Raw genomic sequence first — 15,429 nt, 5'->3', positions numbered from 1 at the left:
AATATAGATAGTGCGCAATTTAATTGCAAGCGATTTTATGGGCAGGTATAACGCAGGGCGACCTGGACCGCCATCTTACGGTAGTGCTCACGTTGGGCCTGCTCGTCTGCCCCCTCTTCAAAGAGTAGGGTAAAGGTGTAACTGTTCGCCACATAATGAAAGCTAAAACTGCTGATCAAACGGTGCAGATCCCGGGCATCCACGCTCTGGTTAAACAGCTGTTTTGCTTTGCCGCGCGTGAGGATGGCCTCCAGCAACTCCAGTGCGCTGCGGTTGACCTGCCGCAAATAGCTGGATTGCTGCATAAAGCGGCCACGCTGCATATTCTCCATGCAGATGATGCGAATATAGTCCGGGTGATCGGCGTGGTAATCGAAGGTGGTCTCCACCAGATGCACCAGCGCTTCGACGGGAGGCATGCCATCGAGGCTCAACTGTCTTTCACTGGCGCGGATCTGGGTATAGACATACTCCAGCACCAGCAGATAGAGATTCTCTTTATTTTTATAATGGTAAACCACCATGCGCTTGGTGGTACCTGCCTTCTCGGCAATCTGCTCCATACGCGCGCCGTTCAGGCCGTATTCGGCGAACAGGGCGATGGCGCTGAGGAAAATTTTGTCTTTCAGGCTGGATTCGTCAGTGATTTCGCCAGCTTCGCTGTCAGGGTATGCCACATCGCTTCCTTTTATTGCCGGGTGGGTCAGGCGATTATCTCTGGGGCCGACCGGGAACACAAATTTCATACCCGAGGGCGTTTGCGATATAGCCACAAACCGGGGATCGACAGACCAATGGAGAGCGCGCCGACAATTGAGGAGGCCTTCAGGAAGTTTGTCAGCAACATAATCATCTGGGGCTCGCTGTAACCGAGATGGCTAATTTTGACCGCCGAGATCATCGCCGTGTAGGCCGAAATGCCGGGGAACATCGGAATGACCGCGGCGACGGTGAATACCTTCGGATGGGCCAGATACCAGCGCGACCACTGGATGCCAATGCTGCCGACCAGAATCGCGGCGATAAAGGTTGCCCATTCAATATTGAGTCCGGCTGTCATCATCACCATTCGTGAACCATGCCCGATAGCCCCCAGTAAGGCGCACCAGGCCAGCGCACGCTGGGGAACGTTAAAGACCATGGCAAAGCCCACTGCCGGAATTGCCGCCAGCAGCATGTCCTGCACTAACGCCAGTAAAAACGTGATTACGCCCATCCGCGAAGCCCCCATAAGGTCATGGCCGTCACGACGCCAATACAGGTGGCAAGCGTGAGTAAGCTGGCGATAGCCCAACGGGCAAGTCCGGTATTGATATGGCCTTTGAACATGTCGGCCACGGCGTTGATCAGCGGAAAGCCCGGCACCAGCAGAAGCACGCTGGCGGCCATCGCGATAGTGGGCGTACTGGCGAAGCCGGGTAGCCGCAGCAGCAGGCCGGAGACGGTTGTCGCTACAAAGGCGGTGATGCAGAAGTTGATCTGCGGGTGAATCTGTCGGTGGGTAAGGACCTGACGCACATACATCGCCAGCGCGCTGGCGGCAAAGGTAATGGCAGCCCCGTCCCAGCCGCCTTTATTGAGCACGCAGAAACAGGCGCAGGAGAGCCCCACCATCAGCACTACCAGCCAACGGGGGTAGCGGAGCGGTTTAATTTGGTTAAAGCGCTTTTCAACATCTTTGCCATCCAGCAGCTTGTGCTCGGCCATGATGACGATATGTTGTACCTCGGTCACCACGTGCATGTTGATTCCACGATCGTGATTTTTGCGCGTAGAGGTGAGGCAGTGCCCCTCTTTGATGGTGGTCAGCACAATGGCATTGGAGGAGATGGCGCTTTCGACGCTGTCCATGCCCAGCGCCAGCCCCAGGCGGGTGGACAACTCCTCAACAAGCGTGCTTTCCGCACCGTGCTGTAATAAAAACAGACCGCACTGAATACACAGCCGCGTCGTTGCGCGCTGCGATGACTGATCTACCTGCATGGATTACCCTGACGATGGTGATGCCTGAAAGCCCGTAATGGTTACTTTTACAACACATCGCTGTAACGCCGGTGCTGAGGCAGATCAAACTTTCGGCTATCGGTATTTTATTTTTCGCGTTATTAATGGCGTTATTAATTCTGGATTTTTATATGATTAATCTATCCATTCCGATTTTTGTTATATTTAGAATTTCTAACTTCACCTTTTTAAAATGATCAGTGATAGTACATTATCAAATTCGGCAGGGTGTGCGATATTGTAAGCGACTTTTGCGGTGTATAAAAACAGGATGCACTACTTTATCGAGGATGCGATAAAGATAACGGCGTTTGATCAACGTCAGGAAAGGACTCAAAACAAAAATGACGCCAATAAGTTGTCAGCACGCAATTATTATCAGTAAATTACCGGTAATGCAAACGGGCTTAGGTTGTATTATCTCACGTAATTTGCCTGATTATGAAGTTTCCTATTGCCGCTCTCAGGAAGAGCTTACACTTCTTCAATTACGTCGGGCGAATGTTGTTATTGCCGATATCTCCGGGGATCAACGTAACCCGCGTCGAATTTGCGAAGAATATTATTCTTTGCAGAATCATTACCGTGATATTCACTGGATATTTTTAGTTTCACGTCGGGTCTATCCCTGTGCGGTAGAGCTTCTGCTACGACCAGAGAGTTCATTGCTTTCAGATATCGAGCCCATTGAGGGCGTGATTAACGCCATTCGTGGCGGAAGCCAGAGTGCAGAACGCATTAGCCAGACGCTGCTAAAACCGGAGCTGGAGGAACTCGACGAAAGTCGGGATGAAGTGATGTTGACTCACTCTGAACGCAAGGTGTTACGCCTGCTTGGAAAAGGCTGGGGCATAAATCAAATTGCCGCCTTGCTTAAAAAAAGCAACAAAACGGTCAGTGCCCAAAAAAATAGCGCCATGAGGCGACTGTCATTACGCAGTAATGCCGAAATGTACGCGTGGATTAACAGTAACAAGGGAATGAAAGAGCTGAATCTTTTTTCAGCCTATGGAGAACAGGACGAATGGAAAAGAGCGCCGTTAAGAGACCTATCGCTATCGTCGAAAAGTGCACAATGAGTGCCGTTGGTCTGGAACATCTGTTTTCCAGCCCGACTCTTAAAAATTATCATCCCTCTATTTTCAGCGATATTGCGCAATTTAATGAAGCACTTGAGACTATTCCATTTTCAGCACTTATCTATTCGCTTTCCGATTCGCGAAATGAGCGCCGTTATTGTCTGGAATGTTTAAAGTCGCTGGCCGCCAATCATAGCCATATTCAGCGTATTGTTCTGGCGTCTGATACCAAAGAGGCCAGTCTTATCAACCATCTCTCCCCGTCGCATTTGCACGGTATTGTGATTAAATCGGAATCGGTCAAAGCGTTACAGGAGCAGTTGGGTGCGCTGTTAAGCGAAACGCGGCGAAGCAGTGACAGTATTCATAATCACTGGAATCTGCATCGTGGACGCTTACTGAGCCCGACAGAGCGCGCCATTCTGCAATTTATGTCCAGCGGATATTCAATCCCGGAGATTGCCACGCGTCTGGATCGCAATATCAAAACCATTCGCGCACATAAGTTTAACGCCATGGTTAAGTTGGGTGTTCACTCCGACATGGGATTGCTGAATGCTGCCGACATCCTGAGCCACTTCCCTATGCCGGATCGTCGTAATCCACAAAACTTTATGCTTTATCACTCCTGAACATGACGCCAGAGGTTTCTCTGGCGTCCTGCTTACTGACAGACGTCCACCCAGGTTGCATCCGTCAGCGTGGCCATTCTCTCCGGTGAAATGCGAACGGCACTGTGAATGGCCCCCGCAGCGGGTAACACCTCTTCAAACTCCCGCAGAGAGACATCGCAGTAGACTGCCAGCGGATTTTCCAGCCCAAAAGGGCAAACGCCGCCTACAGGATGGCCGGTTACGGTCACGACTTCGTCGCTGCTGAGCATGCGTGCTTTGGCGCCAAAGGCCTCTTTTAATTTTTTGTTATCCAGGCGGGCGTCACCTTTTGCCACCACTAAAATCACCTCGTTTTTAACCTTCAGTGAAAGGGTTTTGGCGATCTGGCCGGGGGCAACGTTGTGTGCCGCCGCAGCCAGCGCAACGGTAGCGGTACTCTGGCTGAGCTCGATGACTTCAATGTCCGGAGCATTGTCGGCAAAAAATTGCCTTACAGACTGCAAACTCATTGTTTTCTCCTGCGAAATAGTCTGCGTAATCTTTCATATCAAATTATGCTCTGTAAATATCCCTTAAGTAACAAAAATCCCGTATCAGTGATTTCTGGATCGCCTTCACATTCACGGAAACCGGTTACAGTAACCGGTTGCAGTTGCCGTATGCAGAGATTAATACTGAATACGTAACTCCCCCTGTATCCAATAATAAGAGCCGACTATGAAACCTATCCGTTTGAGCAGTACCGCTGGTAGACGAACCAGCAAGGTGGTGAAAGTGGTTTATGGAACACCGTGCGGCGCGCAGGCGCCCGAAACGAACCTGTGACAGGAGAGCCGTTATGTCTGCCAACCATGCTGCGTTTAACCTGATATTCCGTTTTGTCGAAAATTATGTCAGTCCTGTTGCCGGGCGTATCTCTGCCCAACGCCACGTTATGGCCATCCGCGACGGCTTTATCTCAGCCATGCCGTTTATGATTGTGGGTTCGTTCCTGCTGGTGTTTGCCTATCCGCCATTCTCGCCAGATACCACCTGGGGCTTTGCCCGCGCCTGGCTTGATATGGCAAAACAGTTTGAAGGCCAGATCCTGACCCCGTTTGATATGACCATGGGCATTATGTCCATTTACATTTGCGCGGCCATTGCCTACAACCTGGGCAAGCATTACGTTAACTCGCATCAGCTTGACCCGTTCATGTGCGCCATGCTCTCCTTAATGGCGTTTTTACTCATCGCCGCGCCTAAAACGAAAGGAGCGATGCCGGTAGACAGCCTTGGCGGGACGGGGATTTTTACGGCCATCCTTGTCGCGATTTACTGCGTGGAGATGATGCGTTTCCTGAAAGCGCACAACATTGGTATTCGCCTGCCTGACCAGGTGCCGCCAATGATCAAAAACTCCTTCGATCTGCTGATTCCCGTCCTGGTGGCGGTGTTAACTCTCTATCCGCTGAGCCTGTTTATTCAGTCGCAGTTCGATATGCTCATCCCGCAGGCCATTATGGCTATCTTCAAACCGCTGGTGTCGGCTGCCGATTCGCTGCCTGCCATTCTGCTGGCGGTGCTGATTGGGCACCTGCTCTGGTTTGCAGGGATCCATGGGGCTGCCATCGTCTCTGGCATGCTGCAGATGTTCTGGCTCACTAACCTCGGGATGAACCAGACGGCGCTGGCACAGAGCGCACCGCTGCCGCACATCTTTATGGAGGCGTTCTGGACCTTCTTTATCGTGATTGGCGGCTCGGGCGCAACCATGGGGCTGGTCTTCTGCTACTTACGTAGCCGGTCTGCGCATTTACGCTCTATTGGGCGTCTGAGTGTGGTGCCAAGCATCTTCAACATTAACGAACCGGTGATTTTTGGCACCCCTATCGTAATGAACCCCGTTTTCTTTATCCCCTTCCTGCTGGCACCTATGGTCAATGCGGTACTGGCATGGGCGGCAATGAAACTGGATCTGATTGGACGCGTGATATCGGTGGTCCCCTGGACGGCCCCGGCTCCGGTTGGCGCGGCATGGGCACTGGGCTGGGATTTCAGGGCCGCCGTACTGGTGATACTGCTGGCGCTGGTTTCTGCCATTATTTATTACCCGTTCTTCAAGGTGTACGAGAAACAGCTGCTCGCGCAGGAGGCTGAAGAGGCGCAGCGCGCGGAAGAGGAGAGCCAGCAGGTGGCTTAGGTAAAAGCAAACCGGCAACTGAGGTTGTAATGCCGATCGGTTAGCACGGTGGAATCGTTCCGTTCACTAAGGCATCTCTGCTTTATGCCGGTTCCTCTGCGGTCTGACCGGTGCACGGGTGTTGACTCCCCGCTGACATCGGCGAACCGGAGACCGGATGACAAGGGCTGGACGCCATGGATGGCGGCCAGAGGCGAAGCGAGACAGGGATGTCGAGTTGAGCCGACCGCAGGCAGGAAGTCGGGAGGTGAGCGCAGTGCGAAGTACCGATTTCGTTGCGGGGCCGTGGGGAAGGGCATCCGCCCTCAAAAACCTACTTCAGCGTGCAATCGCCGCACTGCTGCACATCGGGCAGGCGGTTACGCTGACAGCATGTACGACGCACCAGCAAACCGTCGCGCAGAACAACGGTGCGGAAAAGGGGGTTATCGCTGCCATCAGAAAGCGAGCGGTCCATGAAACAGGCGTGACGCAGAGCGTCAACGTTCTCTTCCCCCAGCAGCGGTTTCATCTCATTCAGATACCAGTTGATCAGGTAACCGGTATTGCTCCAGATGAGTTTCGCGTTTATCTGCCCGGTCTCTTCCAGCGCCTCAATGACCGGAACCAGCGCCCGCGTAATCAACACTTCCATTCGCTGCTGAGCTGAAAGCCGCGACGTCTGCTTATCCTCATGGACGTCGATCCAGAAGCAGGCGGCACGCCCGGTTTCATGGAATTCCACATGGAAATGTTCGGGAGAGACATCCAGCGCCGTATCCTGCGCAAGCAGCGCTAACATCAGCGGCGGCACCATCAGTCCGACATACCACTGCGCCCACAAAGAGAGGAGCGGCTTGTTTTCGCGCGTCAGGCTGGGTTGATTACGGTAGATGTGATCCGAATAGGCGGCCAGCAGCGATTGCAGCTCAACCGGACGGCGCCACTGCGCCAGGGTCATACTGTTGTGCGGGGGAGCTTCATCCAGTTTAATGAACTCCAGCAGATGTTCACGCATCTGGGCGATGGTGTTGTGCAACGCATCCGCAAGCGCCGACCTCCCGGTGGGGAGAGGTGCGCGCCAGAGAATATTTTCAACGGCTTGTGCGGACTGTATGACCATAAGCGGATTGGATAAAAATCTAAATGATAATGATTGCCAATCCTAACTATAGATAAAACCGATCGCAAGAGATTTTACTCCCGCCTGTGCTGACAAATGAGAAATATTAACATATGATATTGGTTATCATTATCAGTGTGCGGGACAGACTATGTTAAGCAGAGCATTGGGGAGTGGGTGGGGGATATTACTGCCGGCGATGATTATCGCCACGCTGGCCTTTGTCGATCTGCCTATGGCGATCTGGAAAGGGATTATCGTCACTGGGTTACTGCTGACATCGGTCATGATCTGGCATAAAACATTACGGCACTTTGTGTTGCTGCCATCGTGTGTTGCGCTAATCAGTGGGATGTTGGTGCTGATGATGAATCTGAAGTGAAGGGTACTGCAAGAGAGAAGGTAAGATTTGGTGCGAGGGGGGGGACTCGAACCCCCACATCCTAAGGACACTAACACCTGAAGCTAGCGCGTCTACCAATTCCGCCACCTTCGCACAGTCATCTTACTTTTTTTGATATCGCCTCGTTGGTGCGAGGGGGGGGACTCGAACCCCCACATCCTAAGGACACTAACACCTGAAGCTAGCGCGTCTACCAATTCCGCCACCTTCGCCCAGTGCGAGCAATATCAACGTGATTTATGGTGCGAGGGGGGGGACTCGAACCCCCACATCCAAAGGACACTAACACCTGAAGCTAGCGCGTCTACCAATTCCGCCACCTTCGCAAACCATCGATACTTTAAAAGTATCGTAACCACGGAGGCGCATTCTAGATGTTTTAAGAAGGACGTCAACAGAAAAATGCGTAGGGGCAGCGTGAACGGTGCAAAAATGGGCTTTAACGGTGCCCGGCTAACGCCGGGCAGGAGACGTTATTTTTTCGCCTGGCGGGTCATGATGGCGCGATAAATTTTAAACCGGCCGGTCTGGGCTAACACTTCATGGAAGCCAAAGGTTTCGTCCAGGATTTTTGGGTAAGGCAGGAAGGCGTTCGCGACGATACGCAGTTCGCCGCCGCTGTTCAGATGGCGCACCGCACCACGAATCAGGGTCTGGGCCGCTTCAAGACTGGTTTCGATACCATCGTGGAAAGGCGGGTTTGAGATGATCATATCGAAACGACCGTTCACGTCCGAGAAGACGTTGCTGGCAAACACTTCACCTTCAATACCATTGGCGGCAAGCGTCGCACGGCTGGCTTCAATGGCCGGCGCGCTCACGTCACACAGGGTTAAGCGCACCTTCGGCGAATGGCTGGCAAGCACCGCGGAGAGCACCCCTGCACCACAGCCCACGTCCAGCACTTTACCTTTGGTATGTGGCGTCAGGGTTGAAAGCAGCAGTTTGCTTCCTACGTCCAGATCGTCACGGCTGAAGACGCCCGGCAGGGTTTTGATGGTGAGCGTATCGAGGGCGTATTCCCCCCAATATTTTTCGGCATCGAACGCCGGTTTTTTGTCCAGACGGCCATGATAGAGGCCGCAACGACGGGCGCTGTCGACTTTAGTCAGCGTGACGTACTCTTCCAGCATCGGTTCGGCGCTACGCACGCCGCTGCGGTTCTCGCCGACGATGAAGATATCGCAGCCCACCGGAAGCAGTGAGAGCAGGTTCATCAACTGGAACTGGGCTTCCGGCTTATTTTTTGGCCAGTAGTAGATCAGGGTGTCGCAGTCAGCCACATCGTTCTGCTCCGCGACCAGGCTAAAGCGCGCACGCTCGCCCATCTGACGGCTTAAAACCTGCCAGTGGTGGTACTGCTGAGTGTGTGCTCGGCTGTCGGCACAATCGAAACGGGCAGGCAGGTCATCCTGCATATCTCCGGCAAACAGAATACGGCTTTGTTCGAAATCATCACTGTGACGCAGCAAGACTTCACTTGCCGGGGTAAATGCAGACATAGTTGTTCCTCAATAATCAGTGGCGGCGATTATAGTTGTTTGTTGGCGCAGATTCGACGAGTTTGGTATATTTGCGCGCCTGACAGACAGGAGTTTTCGCAATGACATCCCGACGAGACAGGCAATTACAGCAGCTGGGCATTACCCAGTGGGCGCTGCGCCGCCCGGCGGCATTGCAGGGCGAAATCGCCATCTCCCTCCCTGCGCATGTGCGCCTGGTGATGGTGGCAAATAACCTGCCCGCGCTGAGCGAGCCTTTCGTGACCGATGTCCTTCGCGCCCTGAAGCTGACGCCCGATGAGGTGCTACAGCTCACCCCGGAGCGCGTGGCGATGTTGCCAGAAGGGAGTCGCTGTAACAGCTGGCAGCTCGGCGTGACGGAAGCGATGGCGCTTAACGGCAGCAATCTTGCTACCCCAGCGCTGGACGAACTTAAAGCCAACCCGGCCGCCCTCAGCGCGCTGTGGCAACAAATCTGCGAACATGAACACAATTTCTTCCCTCACGACGACTGATTTAGCGCAGGCGTTTGCCATTGAAAAACGCGCCCACGCCTTTCCGTGGAGTGAAAAAACCTTCGCCAGCAACCAGGGTGAGCGGTATCTGAACTATCGCATGGATGTCGATAGCACTATGGCGGCTTTCGCCATCACGCAGGTTGTTCTGGATGAAGCGACGCTGTTTAACATCGCAGTCGATCCTGCTTTCCAGCGCCGTGGCCTGGGCAAGGCGCTGCTTGAGCACCTTATTCGCGAGCTGGAAACACGAGACGTATTCACGCTGTGGCTGGAAGTACGTGCATCGAACGTCGCCGCCATCGCCCTGTATGAAAGCTTAGGCTTCAACGAGGCGACGATTCGCCGTAACTATTACCCCACTGCAGAAGGACGTGAAGACGCCATCATCATGGCTCTACCGCTTGGATAACTAAAAAGGTTGTAAAATGAACTGGGACTGGATTTTCTTTGATGCCGACGAAACGCTGTTTACTTTCGATTCGTTTGGCGGCTTACAGCGGATGTTTCTGGATTACAGCATCACCTTTACCGCTGAGGATTTTCAGGATTACCAGGCGGTGAACAAACCTTTGTGGGTCGATTACCAGAATGGCGCCATCACTGCGTTACAGCTGCAACATCAGCGTTTTGACCTCTGGGCCGGCCGCCTGAACGTCAGCCCTGGCGTACTGAATGATGCCTTCCTTAATGCGATGGCTGAAATCTGCGCTCCGCTGCCGGGTGCCGTCTCTTTGCTGGATTCGTTGAAAGGCAAAGCGAAGCTGGGGATTATCACCAACGGCTTTACGGCACTGCAGCAGATCCGCCTCGAACGCACGGGTCTGCGTGACTACTTTGATGCGCTGGTGATCTCAGAAGAGGTCGGCGTACCAAAACCGGATCCGCGTATTTTTGACTATGCGCTGGAGCTTGCCGGTAATCCGGATCGCACCCGCGTACTGATGGTGGGCGATACCGCAGAGTCTGATATTCGCGGCGGCATGAACGCCGGGCTGGCTACCTGCTGGCTAAATGCGCACGGTCGCGCGCTGCCTGAAGGCATCGAACCGACCTGGACCGTTACTTCGTTGAGCGAACTGGAGCAGCTCCTGTGTAAACACTGATTGCCTCCCCCCCGTTGATGGGTAAAATAGCCGCAATTTTTCGTATTCATCATGCGTGGCGCTTCGCCGTGCTTACTTAGAAGATTAATTATGACGTTGTCTCCTTATTTGCAGGAGGTGGCCAAGCGCCGCACTTTTGCCATTATTTCTCACCCGGATGCCGGTAAAACCACCATCACCGAAAAGGTGCTGCTGTTCGGACAGGCGATCCAGACCGCCGGTACCGTAAAAGGTCGTGGCTCTAGCCAGCATGCAAAATCTGACTGGATGGAGATGGAAAAGCAGCGTGGTATCTCTATTACCACCTCCGTGATGCAGTTCCCCTATCACGACTGCCTGGTCAACCTGCTGGACACCCCGGGCCACGAAGACTTCTCCGAAGATACTTACCGTACTTTGACGGCGGTGGACTGCTGTCTGATGGTGATCGACGCCGCGAAAGGTGTTGAAGACAGGACCCGTAAGCTGATGGAAGTGACCCGTCTGCGCGATACGCCGATCCTTACTTTCATGAACAAACTCGACCGTGACATCCGTGATCCAATGGAGCTGATGGATGAAGTGGAGAACGAGCTGAAGATCGCCTGTGCGCCTATCACCTGGCCGATTGGCTGCGGGAAGCTGTTCAAAGGGGTGTATCACCTTTATAAAGACGAAACCTACCTCTATCAGACCGGTAAAGGCCACACCATCCAGGAAGTCCGTATCGTGAAGGGGCTGGATAACCCGGATCTGGACGCGGCGGTTGGCGAAGAGTTGGCAGCGCAGCTGCGCGATGAGCTGGAGCTGGTCAAAGGTGCTTCTCACGAGTTCGATAAAGAGCTGTTCCTGAGCGGGGATATCACCCCGGTCTTCTTTGGTACCGCGCTGGGTAACTTTGGCGTAGACCATATGCTCGACGGCCTGGTGGAGTGGGCGCCGAAGCCGATGCCACGTAAAACTGACACCCGTGAAGTGGAAGCGCAGGAGGAGAAATTCACCGGCTTCGTATTTAAAATTCAGGCCAACATGGATCCGAAACACCGTGACCGCGTCGCCTTTATGCGCGTGGTGTCCGGCAAGTACGAAAAGGGCATGAAACTGCGCCAGGTACGTATCGGTAAAGACGTGGTGATCTCCGACGCGCTGACCTTCATGGCGGGCGACCGTTCGCATGTAGAAGAGGCGTATCCGGGTGACATCATTGGTCTGCACAACCACGGTACTATCCAGATTGGCGATACCTTCACCCAGGGTGAAATGATGAAGTTCACCGGTATTCCGAACTTCGCTCCGGAACTGTTCCGCCGTATTCGTCTGCGCGATCCGCTGAAGCAGAAACAGCTGCTCAAAGGGCTGGTCCAGCTCTCCGAAGAGGGTGCGGTACAGGTATTCCGCCCTATCGCCAACAACGATCTGATCGTAGGGGCGGTGGGTGTACTGCAGTTCGACGTGGTGGTTGCCCGTCTGAAGAGCGAGTACAACGTGGAAGCGATTTACGAATCGGTCAACGTCGCGACCGCCCGTTGGGTAGAATGTGCCGATGTGAAGAAATTCGAAGAGTTCAAGCGCAAAAACGAAGTTCAACTGGCGCTGGATGGAGGTGATAACCTCACCTATATCGCGCCAACTATGGTGAACCTGAACCTCACTCAAGAACGTTACCCTGACGTACAGTTCCGCAAAACCCGCGAGCACTAATCCCCTATCAGAGCACGGCTGTCGCCGTGCTCTGCTTAATTCCCTGCCTTATTAACTCCTTGCGGAATGTTCTTAAATCAGCGCGATTTGCTTTTGGTTGTTCATTTTTTCCTCGATTCTGAAAGCGGCGTTAAAATTGTGATCTATATTTAACTCAGTGTTTAACACCGGGTGTGGATGAAAGCTCTGTTCAATGCGTGTTGATAAGTCTCTCATCCTCACCCTGTGTTCTCTCACAATATTAAAGACTGAATCTAAGGGATATTCGTCGCTCGAATAACGAGTAGATAACAGGAGTACATCGATGAATATGAAAAGTGTGAAGATTTCAAAAACCCTGCTGGCCGTTATGTTGGGCAGTGCCCTGGTAAGTGGTTCCGCGCTGGCGGAAGAGACCACCACGGACAAGGCGCAAAACAGCGCGAGCAGCGCAGGTGAAAAAATCGATAGCTCTATGAATAAAGTCGGTAATTTCATGGATGACAGTGCTATCACGGCTAAAGTTAAAGCGGCATTGGTGGATCACGATAATATCAAGAGCACCGATATCTCCGTGAAAACGGAAAAAGCTGTCGTCACCCTGAGTGGCTTCGTTGAAAGCCAGGCACAAGCCGAACAGGCTGTGAAAGTGGCGAAAGAGGTTGAGGGTGTCTCCTCAGTCAGCGACAAACTGCATGTACGTGATGGTAAAGAGCAGGGCGTTAAAGGCTATGCAGGCGATACTGCAACCACCAGCGAAATCAAAGCTAAACTGTTAGCAGATGACATCGTTCCGTCACGTAAAGTGAAAGTTGAAACTACCGATGGCGTGGTTCAGCTCTCCGGTACGGTTGACTCTCAGGCGCAGGTAGACCGCGCTGAAAGCATCGCGAAAGCGGTTGATGGCGTGAAAAGCGTTAAAAACGACCTGAAATCGAAATAAAAAATCTAAATTCGCCCTTCTGGCTGAGGCCAGAAGGCGAGATCAGAATTACACCTGTAGATATCGCGTGAGCATCTGAGCGCTCAGATTTAGCGGTCGACATTAACTATGGTAAAGGAGAGGCTTATGTTTCGTTGGGGCATTATATTTCTGGTTATCGCGTTAATTGCCGCCGCTCTTGGTTTTGGCGGACTGGCGGGTACCGCGGCTGGCGCGGCGAAAATTGTCTTCGTTGTCGGTATTGTTCTGTTCCTGGTCAGCCTGTTCACCGGACGACGCCGTCCGTAGCAACAGCTAATCCGTAGCACGGATATACCGGAGCATCTTAAAAGCCAGTCCTTGCGACTGGCTTTTCCCGTTTGAGGAACAGGCCACGTTTGCGTTACTGTGTCCTGACACAATAATTAAAAACAGGAAGGCAGAGGTGGGTCAGCGAATTCCCGTTACGCTCGGCAATATTGCGCCGCTGGCGATAAAACCCTTTCGCCCCGGGCAGATAGCATTAGTCTGCGAAGGCGGGGGGCAGCGTGGCATCTTCACAGCAGGGGTGCTGGATGAGTTTATGCGCGCGCAATTTAACCCCTTCGATCTCTATTTCGGCACCTCTGCGGGTGCGCAAAATCTCTCTGCCTATGTCTGTAATCAGCCCGGTTATGCCCGCAAGGTCATTATGCGCTACACCACCTCGCGGGAGTTTTTTGACCCGGTACGTTTTGTGCGGGGAGGAAATCTGATCGACCTCGACTGGCTACTGGACTCTACCTCTCGTCAAATGCCGCTGGCGATGGACACCGCCGCGAGGCTGTTTGAGACCGGTAAATCTTTCTGGATGTGCGCAAGTCGCAGCGATGACTATACGCCGGGCTATTTTTCCCCGCTGAAAGAGAACTGGCTGGATATTATCCGCGCCTCGAGTGCCATACCGGGTTTCTATCGTAACGGCGCCACGCTGGATGGCATTAATTATCTGGACGGCGGCGTTAGCGATGCCATTCCGGTGCAGGAGGCGGCCCGGCGTGGAGCACAGACAATCGTGGTGATCCGCACGGTTCCCTCCCAGATGTACTACACCCCCCAGTGGTTTAAGCGCATGGAGCGCTGGCTTGGTGAGAGCAGCCTGCAGCCGCTGATGAATCTCGTACATCATCATGAGACGACTTATCACGCGATCCAGCAATTCATCGATAAGCCGCCGGGAAAGGTGCGCGTCATCGAAATCTATCCGCCCAGGCCTTTGAGCAGTATGGCGCTGGGCAGTCGTCTGCCCGCGCTACGGGAAGATTACAAAACAGGGCGCCAGTGTGGGCGTTATTTCCTGGCCACCCTCGGCAAGCTGCTGGCGGAAAGTCCACCGCTGCGCCGCCATACGCGGCTTGTCCCCCCGGCTACGGTGGTGGTACCGCCTGCAACCGTGGCCAACGATGCCGTTACCACGCCGCTGGTGGATATTCCCCAGGCGAACGATACGCTGTTTGATAACGAGGATTTAGCGTGAGTTACCGCTTTGTAGACACCCATTGCCATTTCGATTTCCCTCCGTTTACCGGCGATGAGACGGCCAGCATCGAGAGGGCGGCAAAGGTGGGCGTGGAGGCGATCATCGTGCCCGCTATTCAGGCAGCGCGCTTTGAGCAGGTATTGCAATTAGTAGGCGAGCATCCGGCTCTGTATGCTGCCCTCGGCCTGCATCCTATCGTGATCGAAACCCATCAGGAGCGCGATCTGGAGGCGCTGGAAGCGGCGCTTCAGGCCAGGCCTGAAAAGCTGGTGGCCATCGGCGAGATCGGCCTCGATCTGTATCGCGCTGATCCCCAGTTTGCGCGTCAGGAAGCGATCCTCGAGGCCCAGTTAAAACTGGCAAAACGCTATGAGCTACCAGTGATTCTTCACTCCCGCCGTACTCACGATAAGCTGGCTATGCACCTTAAGCGGCAGGATCTTCCGCGTACCGGGGTGGTGCACGGCTTTGCCGGCAGCCTGCAGCAGGCGCAGCGGTTTGTCGACATGGGTTACAAAATTGGCGTCGGCGGCACCATTACCTACCCGCGTGCCAGTAAAACGCGTGATGTGATGGCGCAGCTGCCACTCTCCGCGCTATTGCTGGAGACCGATGCGCCTGACATGCCGCTTAACGGTTTTCAGGGGCAACCGAATCGCCCCGAGCAGGCGGCCCGGGTCTTTGCCACTCTCTGCGAACTGCGTAATGAACCCCCAGAGGTGATCGCCGGGGCGCTGCTGGATAATACCCGCGCGCTCTTTGATCTGCCGCTCTAGAAAGGGTGGTTGCCGTTATACTCATGAGCCTCTTCTGCCTGCGGAT

18 protein-coding genes and 3 tRNA genes are annotated in these 15,429 nt (G+C 53.7%); 12 read left to right on the top strand and 9 right to left on the bottom strand.

Annotated features, from left to right (window positions below):
* Positions 1-35: 35 nt before the first annotated feature.
* From WFN75_RS13500 to WFN75_RS13490, 3 genes are all read right to left on the bottom strand, one after another.
* Positions 36-677, bottom strand: a complete 642-nt coding sequence (locus tag WFN75_RS13500; RefSeq protein WP_336996317.1) for a TetR family transcriptional regulator — start codon at positions 675-677, stop codon at positions 36-38.
* A gap of 65 nt (positions 678-742) precedes the next feature.
* Positions 743-1,216 carry a threonine/serine exporter gene (locus tag WFN75_RS13495; RefSeq protein ID WP_286783758.1) on the bottom strand — a complete coding sequence of 158 codons (474 nt, stop codon included), beginning with the start codon at positions 1,214-1,216 and terminating at the stop codon, positions 743-745.
* A complete protein-coding gene (locus WFN75_RS13490) occupies positions 1,207-1,983 on the bottom strand; it encodes a threonine/serine ThrE exporter family protein (RefSeq protein WP_046886512.1) in 777 nt (258 codons plus the stop codon). The genes WFN75_RS13495 and WFN75_RS13490 overlap by 10 nt, the downstream gene beginning before the upstream one ends.
* A gap of 365 nt (positions 1,984-2,348) precedes the next feature.
* On the opposite strand from WFN75_RS13490, the gene WFN75_RS13485 reads away from it, so the two are divergent.
* Positions 2,349-3,083 carry a helix-turn-helix transcriptional regulator gene (locus WFN75_RS13485; protein ID WP_040077291.1) on the top strand — a complete coding sequence of 245 codons (735 nt, stop codon included), beginning with the start codon at positions 2,349-2,351 and terminating at the stop codon, positions 3,081-3,083.
* Entirely contained in the window at positions 3,080-3,715 is a 636-nt protein-coding gene (gene bglJ, locus WFN75_RS13480) for a DNA-binding transcriptional activator BglJ (protein WP_040077290.1), read from the top strand. Before WFN75_RS13485 ends, bglJ begins: the two co-directional genes overlap by 4 nt.
* Positions 3,716-3,747: 32 nt before the next feature.
* Here bglJ and WFN75_RS13475 read toward each other — a convergent pair whose 3' ends face one another.
* Positions 3,748-4,206, bottom strand: a complete 459-nt coding sequence (locus WFN75_RS13475) for a YbaK/EbsC family protein (protein ID WP_046886515.1) — start codon at positions 4,204-4,206, stop codon at positions 3,748-3,750.
* Between the two features lie 329 nt (positions 4,207-4,535).
* Here WFN75_RS13475 and WFN75_RS13470 point away from each other — a divergent pair, with 329 nt between their 5' ends.
* Complete coding sequence (locus tag WFN75_RS13470; RefSeq protein ID WP_336996316.1) at positions 4,536-5,879, top strand: PTS sugar transporter subunit IIC; 1,344 nt, start codon at positions 4,536-4,538, stop codon at positions 5,877-5,879.
* Positions 5,880-6,192: 313 nt separating this feature from the next.
* Here the strand turns inward: WFN75_RS13470 and fhuF are convergent, their stop codons facing one another.
* Entirely contained in the window at positions 6,193-6,981 is a 789-nt protein-coding gene (gene fhuF / locus WFN75_RS13465; protein WP_336996315.1) for a siderophore-iron reductase FhuF, read from the bottom strand.
* Between the two features lie 151 nt (positions 6,982-7,132).
* Between fhuF and WFN75_RS13460 the strand changes: the two genes are divergently transcribed.
* The gene (locus tag WFN75_RS13460; protein WP_040077286.1) at positions 7,133-7,363 is read left to right on the top strand and encodes a DUF1435 domain-containing protein; all 231 of its coding nucleotides are present in this window, start codon (positions 7,133-7,135) and stop codon (positions 7,361-7,363) included.
* Between the two features lie 28 nt (positions 7,364-7,391).
* Here WFN75_RS13460 and WFN75_RS13455 read toward each other — a convergent pair.
* The 4 genes from WFN75_RS13455 to rsmC all read right to left on the bottom strand — a co-directional run bounded on the left by WFN75_RS13455 (position 7,392) and on the right by rsmC (position 8,886).
* Positions 7,392-7,477 (bottom strand) — tRNA-Leu (locus WFN75_RS13455).
* A gap of 33 nt (positions 7,478-7,510) precedes the next feature.
* Positions 7,511-7,596 (bottom strand) — tRNA-Leu (locus WFN75_RS13450).
* Between the two features lie 28 nt (positions 7,597-7,624).
* Positions 7,625-7,710: transfer RNA gene (locus WFN75_RS13445), tRNA-Leu, on the bottom strand.
* Between the two features lie 147 nt (positions 7,711-7,857).
* Complete coding sequence (gene rsmC, locus WFN75_RS13440; RefSeq protein ID WP_040077285.1) at positions 7,858-8,886, bottom strand: 16S rRNA (guanine(1207)-N(2))-methyltransferase RsmC; 1,029 nt, start codon at positions 8,884-8,886, stop codon at positions 7,858-7,860.
* 101 nt (positions 8,887-8,987) lie between these two features.
* Here rsmC and WFN75_RS13435 point away from each other — a divergent pair, with 101 nt between their 5' ends.
* The 8 genes from WFN75_RS13435 (at position 8,988) to WFN75_RS13400 (ending at position 15,383) form a co-directional block, all read left to right on the top strand.
* Positions 8,988-9,401 (top strand): DNA polymerase III subunit psi, encoded by a 414-nt coding sequence (locus tag WFN75_RS13435; protein WP_040077284.1) that lies wholly within the window; start codon positions 8,988-8,990, stop codon positions 9,399-9,401.
* The gene (gene rimI, locus WFN75_RS13430; RefSeq protein WP_263616198.1) at positions 9,370-9,813 is read left to right on the top strand and encodes a ribosomal protein S18-alanine N-acetyltransferase; all 444 of its coding nucleotides are present in this window, start codon (positions 9,370-9,372) and stop codon (positions 9,811-9,813) included. Before WFN75_RS13435 ends, rimI begins: the two co-directional genes overlap by 32 nt.
* Before the next feature lie 16 nt (positions 9,814-9,829).
* Positions 9,830-10,507 carry a pyrimidine 5'-nucleotidase gene (gene yjjG, locus WFN75_RS13425; protein ID WP_233801891.1) on the top strand — a complete coding sequence of 226 codons (678 nt, stop codon included), beginning with the start codon at positions 9,830-9,832 and terminating at the stop codon, positions 10,505-10,507.
* 90 nt (positions 10,508-10,597) lie between these two features.
* Positions 10,598-12,187, top strand: a complete 1,590-nt coding sequence (prfC, locus tag WFN75_RS13420; RefSeq protein ID WP_046885054.1) for a peptide chain release factor 3 — start codon at positions 10,598-10,600, stop codon at positions 12,185-12,187.
* 304 nt (positions 12,188-12,491) lie between these two features.
* Complete coding sequence (gene osmY, locus WFN75_RS13415; protein ID WP_046885053.1) at positions 12,492-13,109, top strand: molecular chaperone OsmY; 618 nt, start codon at positions 12,492-12,494, stop codon at positions 13,107-13,109.
* A gap of 126 nt (positions 13,110-13,235) precedes the next feature.
* Entirely contained in the window at positions 13,236-13,397 is a 162-nt protein-coding gene (locus WFN75_RS13410) for a DUF1328 domain-containing protein (protein ID WP_046885052.1), read from the top strand.
* A 136-nt stretch (positions 13,398-13,533) separates the two neighbouring features.
* A complete protein-coding gene (locus WFN75_RS13405) occupies positions 13,534-14,604 on the top strand; it encodes a patatin-like phospholipase family protein (RefSeq protein ID WP_336996314.1) in 1,071 nt (356 codons plus the stop codon).
* Positions 14,601-15,383: a TatD family hydrolase gene (locus WFN75_RS13400; protein ID WP_336996313.1), complete on the top strand. Its 783-nt coding sequence runs from the start codon at positions 14,601-14,603 to the stop codon at positions 15,381-15,383. Before WFN75_RS13405 ends, WFN75_RS13400 begins: the two co-directional genes overlap by 4 nt.
* Positions 15,384-15,429: the final 46 nt, after the last annotated feature.

This window comes from Leclercia sp. UBA7405, assembly GCF_037152215.1.
Lineage (GTDB): Bacteria > Pseudomonadota > Gammaproteobacteria > Enterobacterales > Enterobacteriaceae > Enterobacter > Enterobacter pneumoniae.
This window is presented reverse-complemented; position numbering and strand designations above follow the sequence as displayed.

What these genes read in the sequence shown, in the direction of transcription:
- WFN75_RS13495 (WP_286783758.1), bottom strand. Translation starts at nt 1,216, where the DNA reads ATGGGCGTAATCACGTTTTTACTGGCGTTAGTGCAGGACATGCTGCTG.
- WFN75_RS13490 (WP_046886512.1), bottom strand. Translation starts at nt 1,983, where the DNA reads ATGCAGGTAGATCAGTCATCGCAGCGCGCAACGACGCGGCTGTGTATT.
- WFN75_RS13485 (WP_040077291.1), top strand. Translation starts at nt 2,349, where the DNA reads ATGACGCCAATAAGTTGTCAGCACGCAATTATTATCAGTAAATTACCG.
- bglJ (WP_040077290.1), top strand. Translation starts at nt 3,080, where the DNA reads ATGAGTGCCGTTGGTCTGGAACATCTGTTTTCCAGCCCGACTCTTAAA.
- WFN75_RS13475 (WP_046886515.1), bottom strand. Translation starts at nt 4,206, where the DNA reads ATGAGTTTGCAGTCTGTAAGGCAATTTTTTGCCGACAATGCTCCGGAC.
- WFN75_RS13470 (WP_336996316.1), top strand. Translation starts at nt 4,536, where the DNA reads ATGTCTGCCAACCATGCTGCGTTTAACCTGATATTCCGTTTTGTCGAA.
- fhuF (WP_336996315.1), bottom strand. Translation starts at nt 6,981, where the DNA reads ATGGTCATACAGTCCGCACAAGCCGTTGAAAATATTCTCTGGCGCGCA.
- WFN75_RS13460 (WP_040077286.1), top strand. Translation starts at nt 7,133, where the DNA reads ATGTTAAGCAGAGCATTGGGGAGTGGGTGGGGGATATTACTGCCGGCG.
- rsmC (WP_040077285.1), bottom strand. Translation starts at nt 8,886, where the DNA reads ATGTCTGCATTTACCCCGGCAAGTGAAGTCTTGCTGCGTCACAGTGAT.
- WFN75_RS13435 (WP_040077284.1), top strand. Translation starts at nt 8,988, where the DNA reads ATGACATCCCGACGAGACAGGCAATTACAGCAGCTGGGCATTACCCAG.
- rimI (WP_263616198.1), top strand. Translation starts at nt 9,370, where the DNA reads ATGAACACAATTTCTTCCCTCACGACGACTGATTTAGCGCAGGCGTTT.
- yjjG (WP_233801891.1), top strand. Translation starts at nt 9,830, where the DNA reads ATGAACTGGGACTGGATTTTCTTTGATGCCGACGAAACGCTGTTTACT.
- prfC (WP_046885054.1), top strand. Translation starts at nt 10,598, where the DNA reads ATGACGTTGTCTCCTTATTTGCAGGAGGTGGCCAAGCGCCGCACTTTT.
- osmY (WP_046885053.1), top strand. Translation starts at nt 12,492, where the DNA reads ATGAATATGAAAAGTGTGAAGATTTCAAAAACCCTGCTGGCCGTTATG.
- WFN75_RS13410 (WP_046885052.1), top strand. Translation starts at nt 13,236, where the DNA reads ATGTTTCGTTGGGGCATTATATTTCTGGTTATCGCGTTAATTGCCGCC.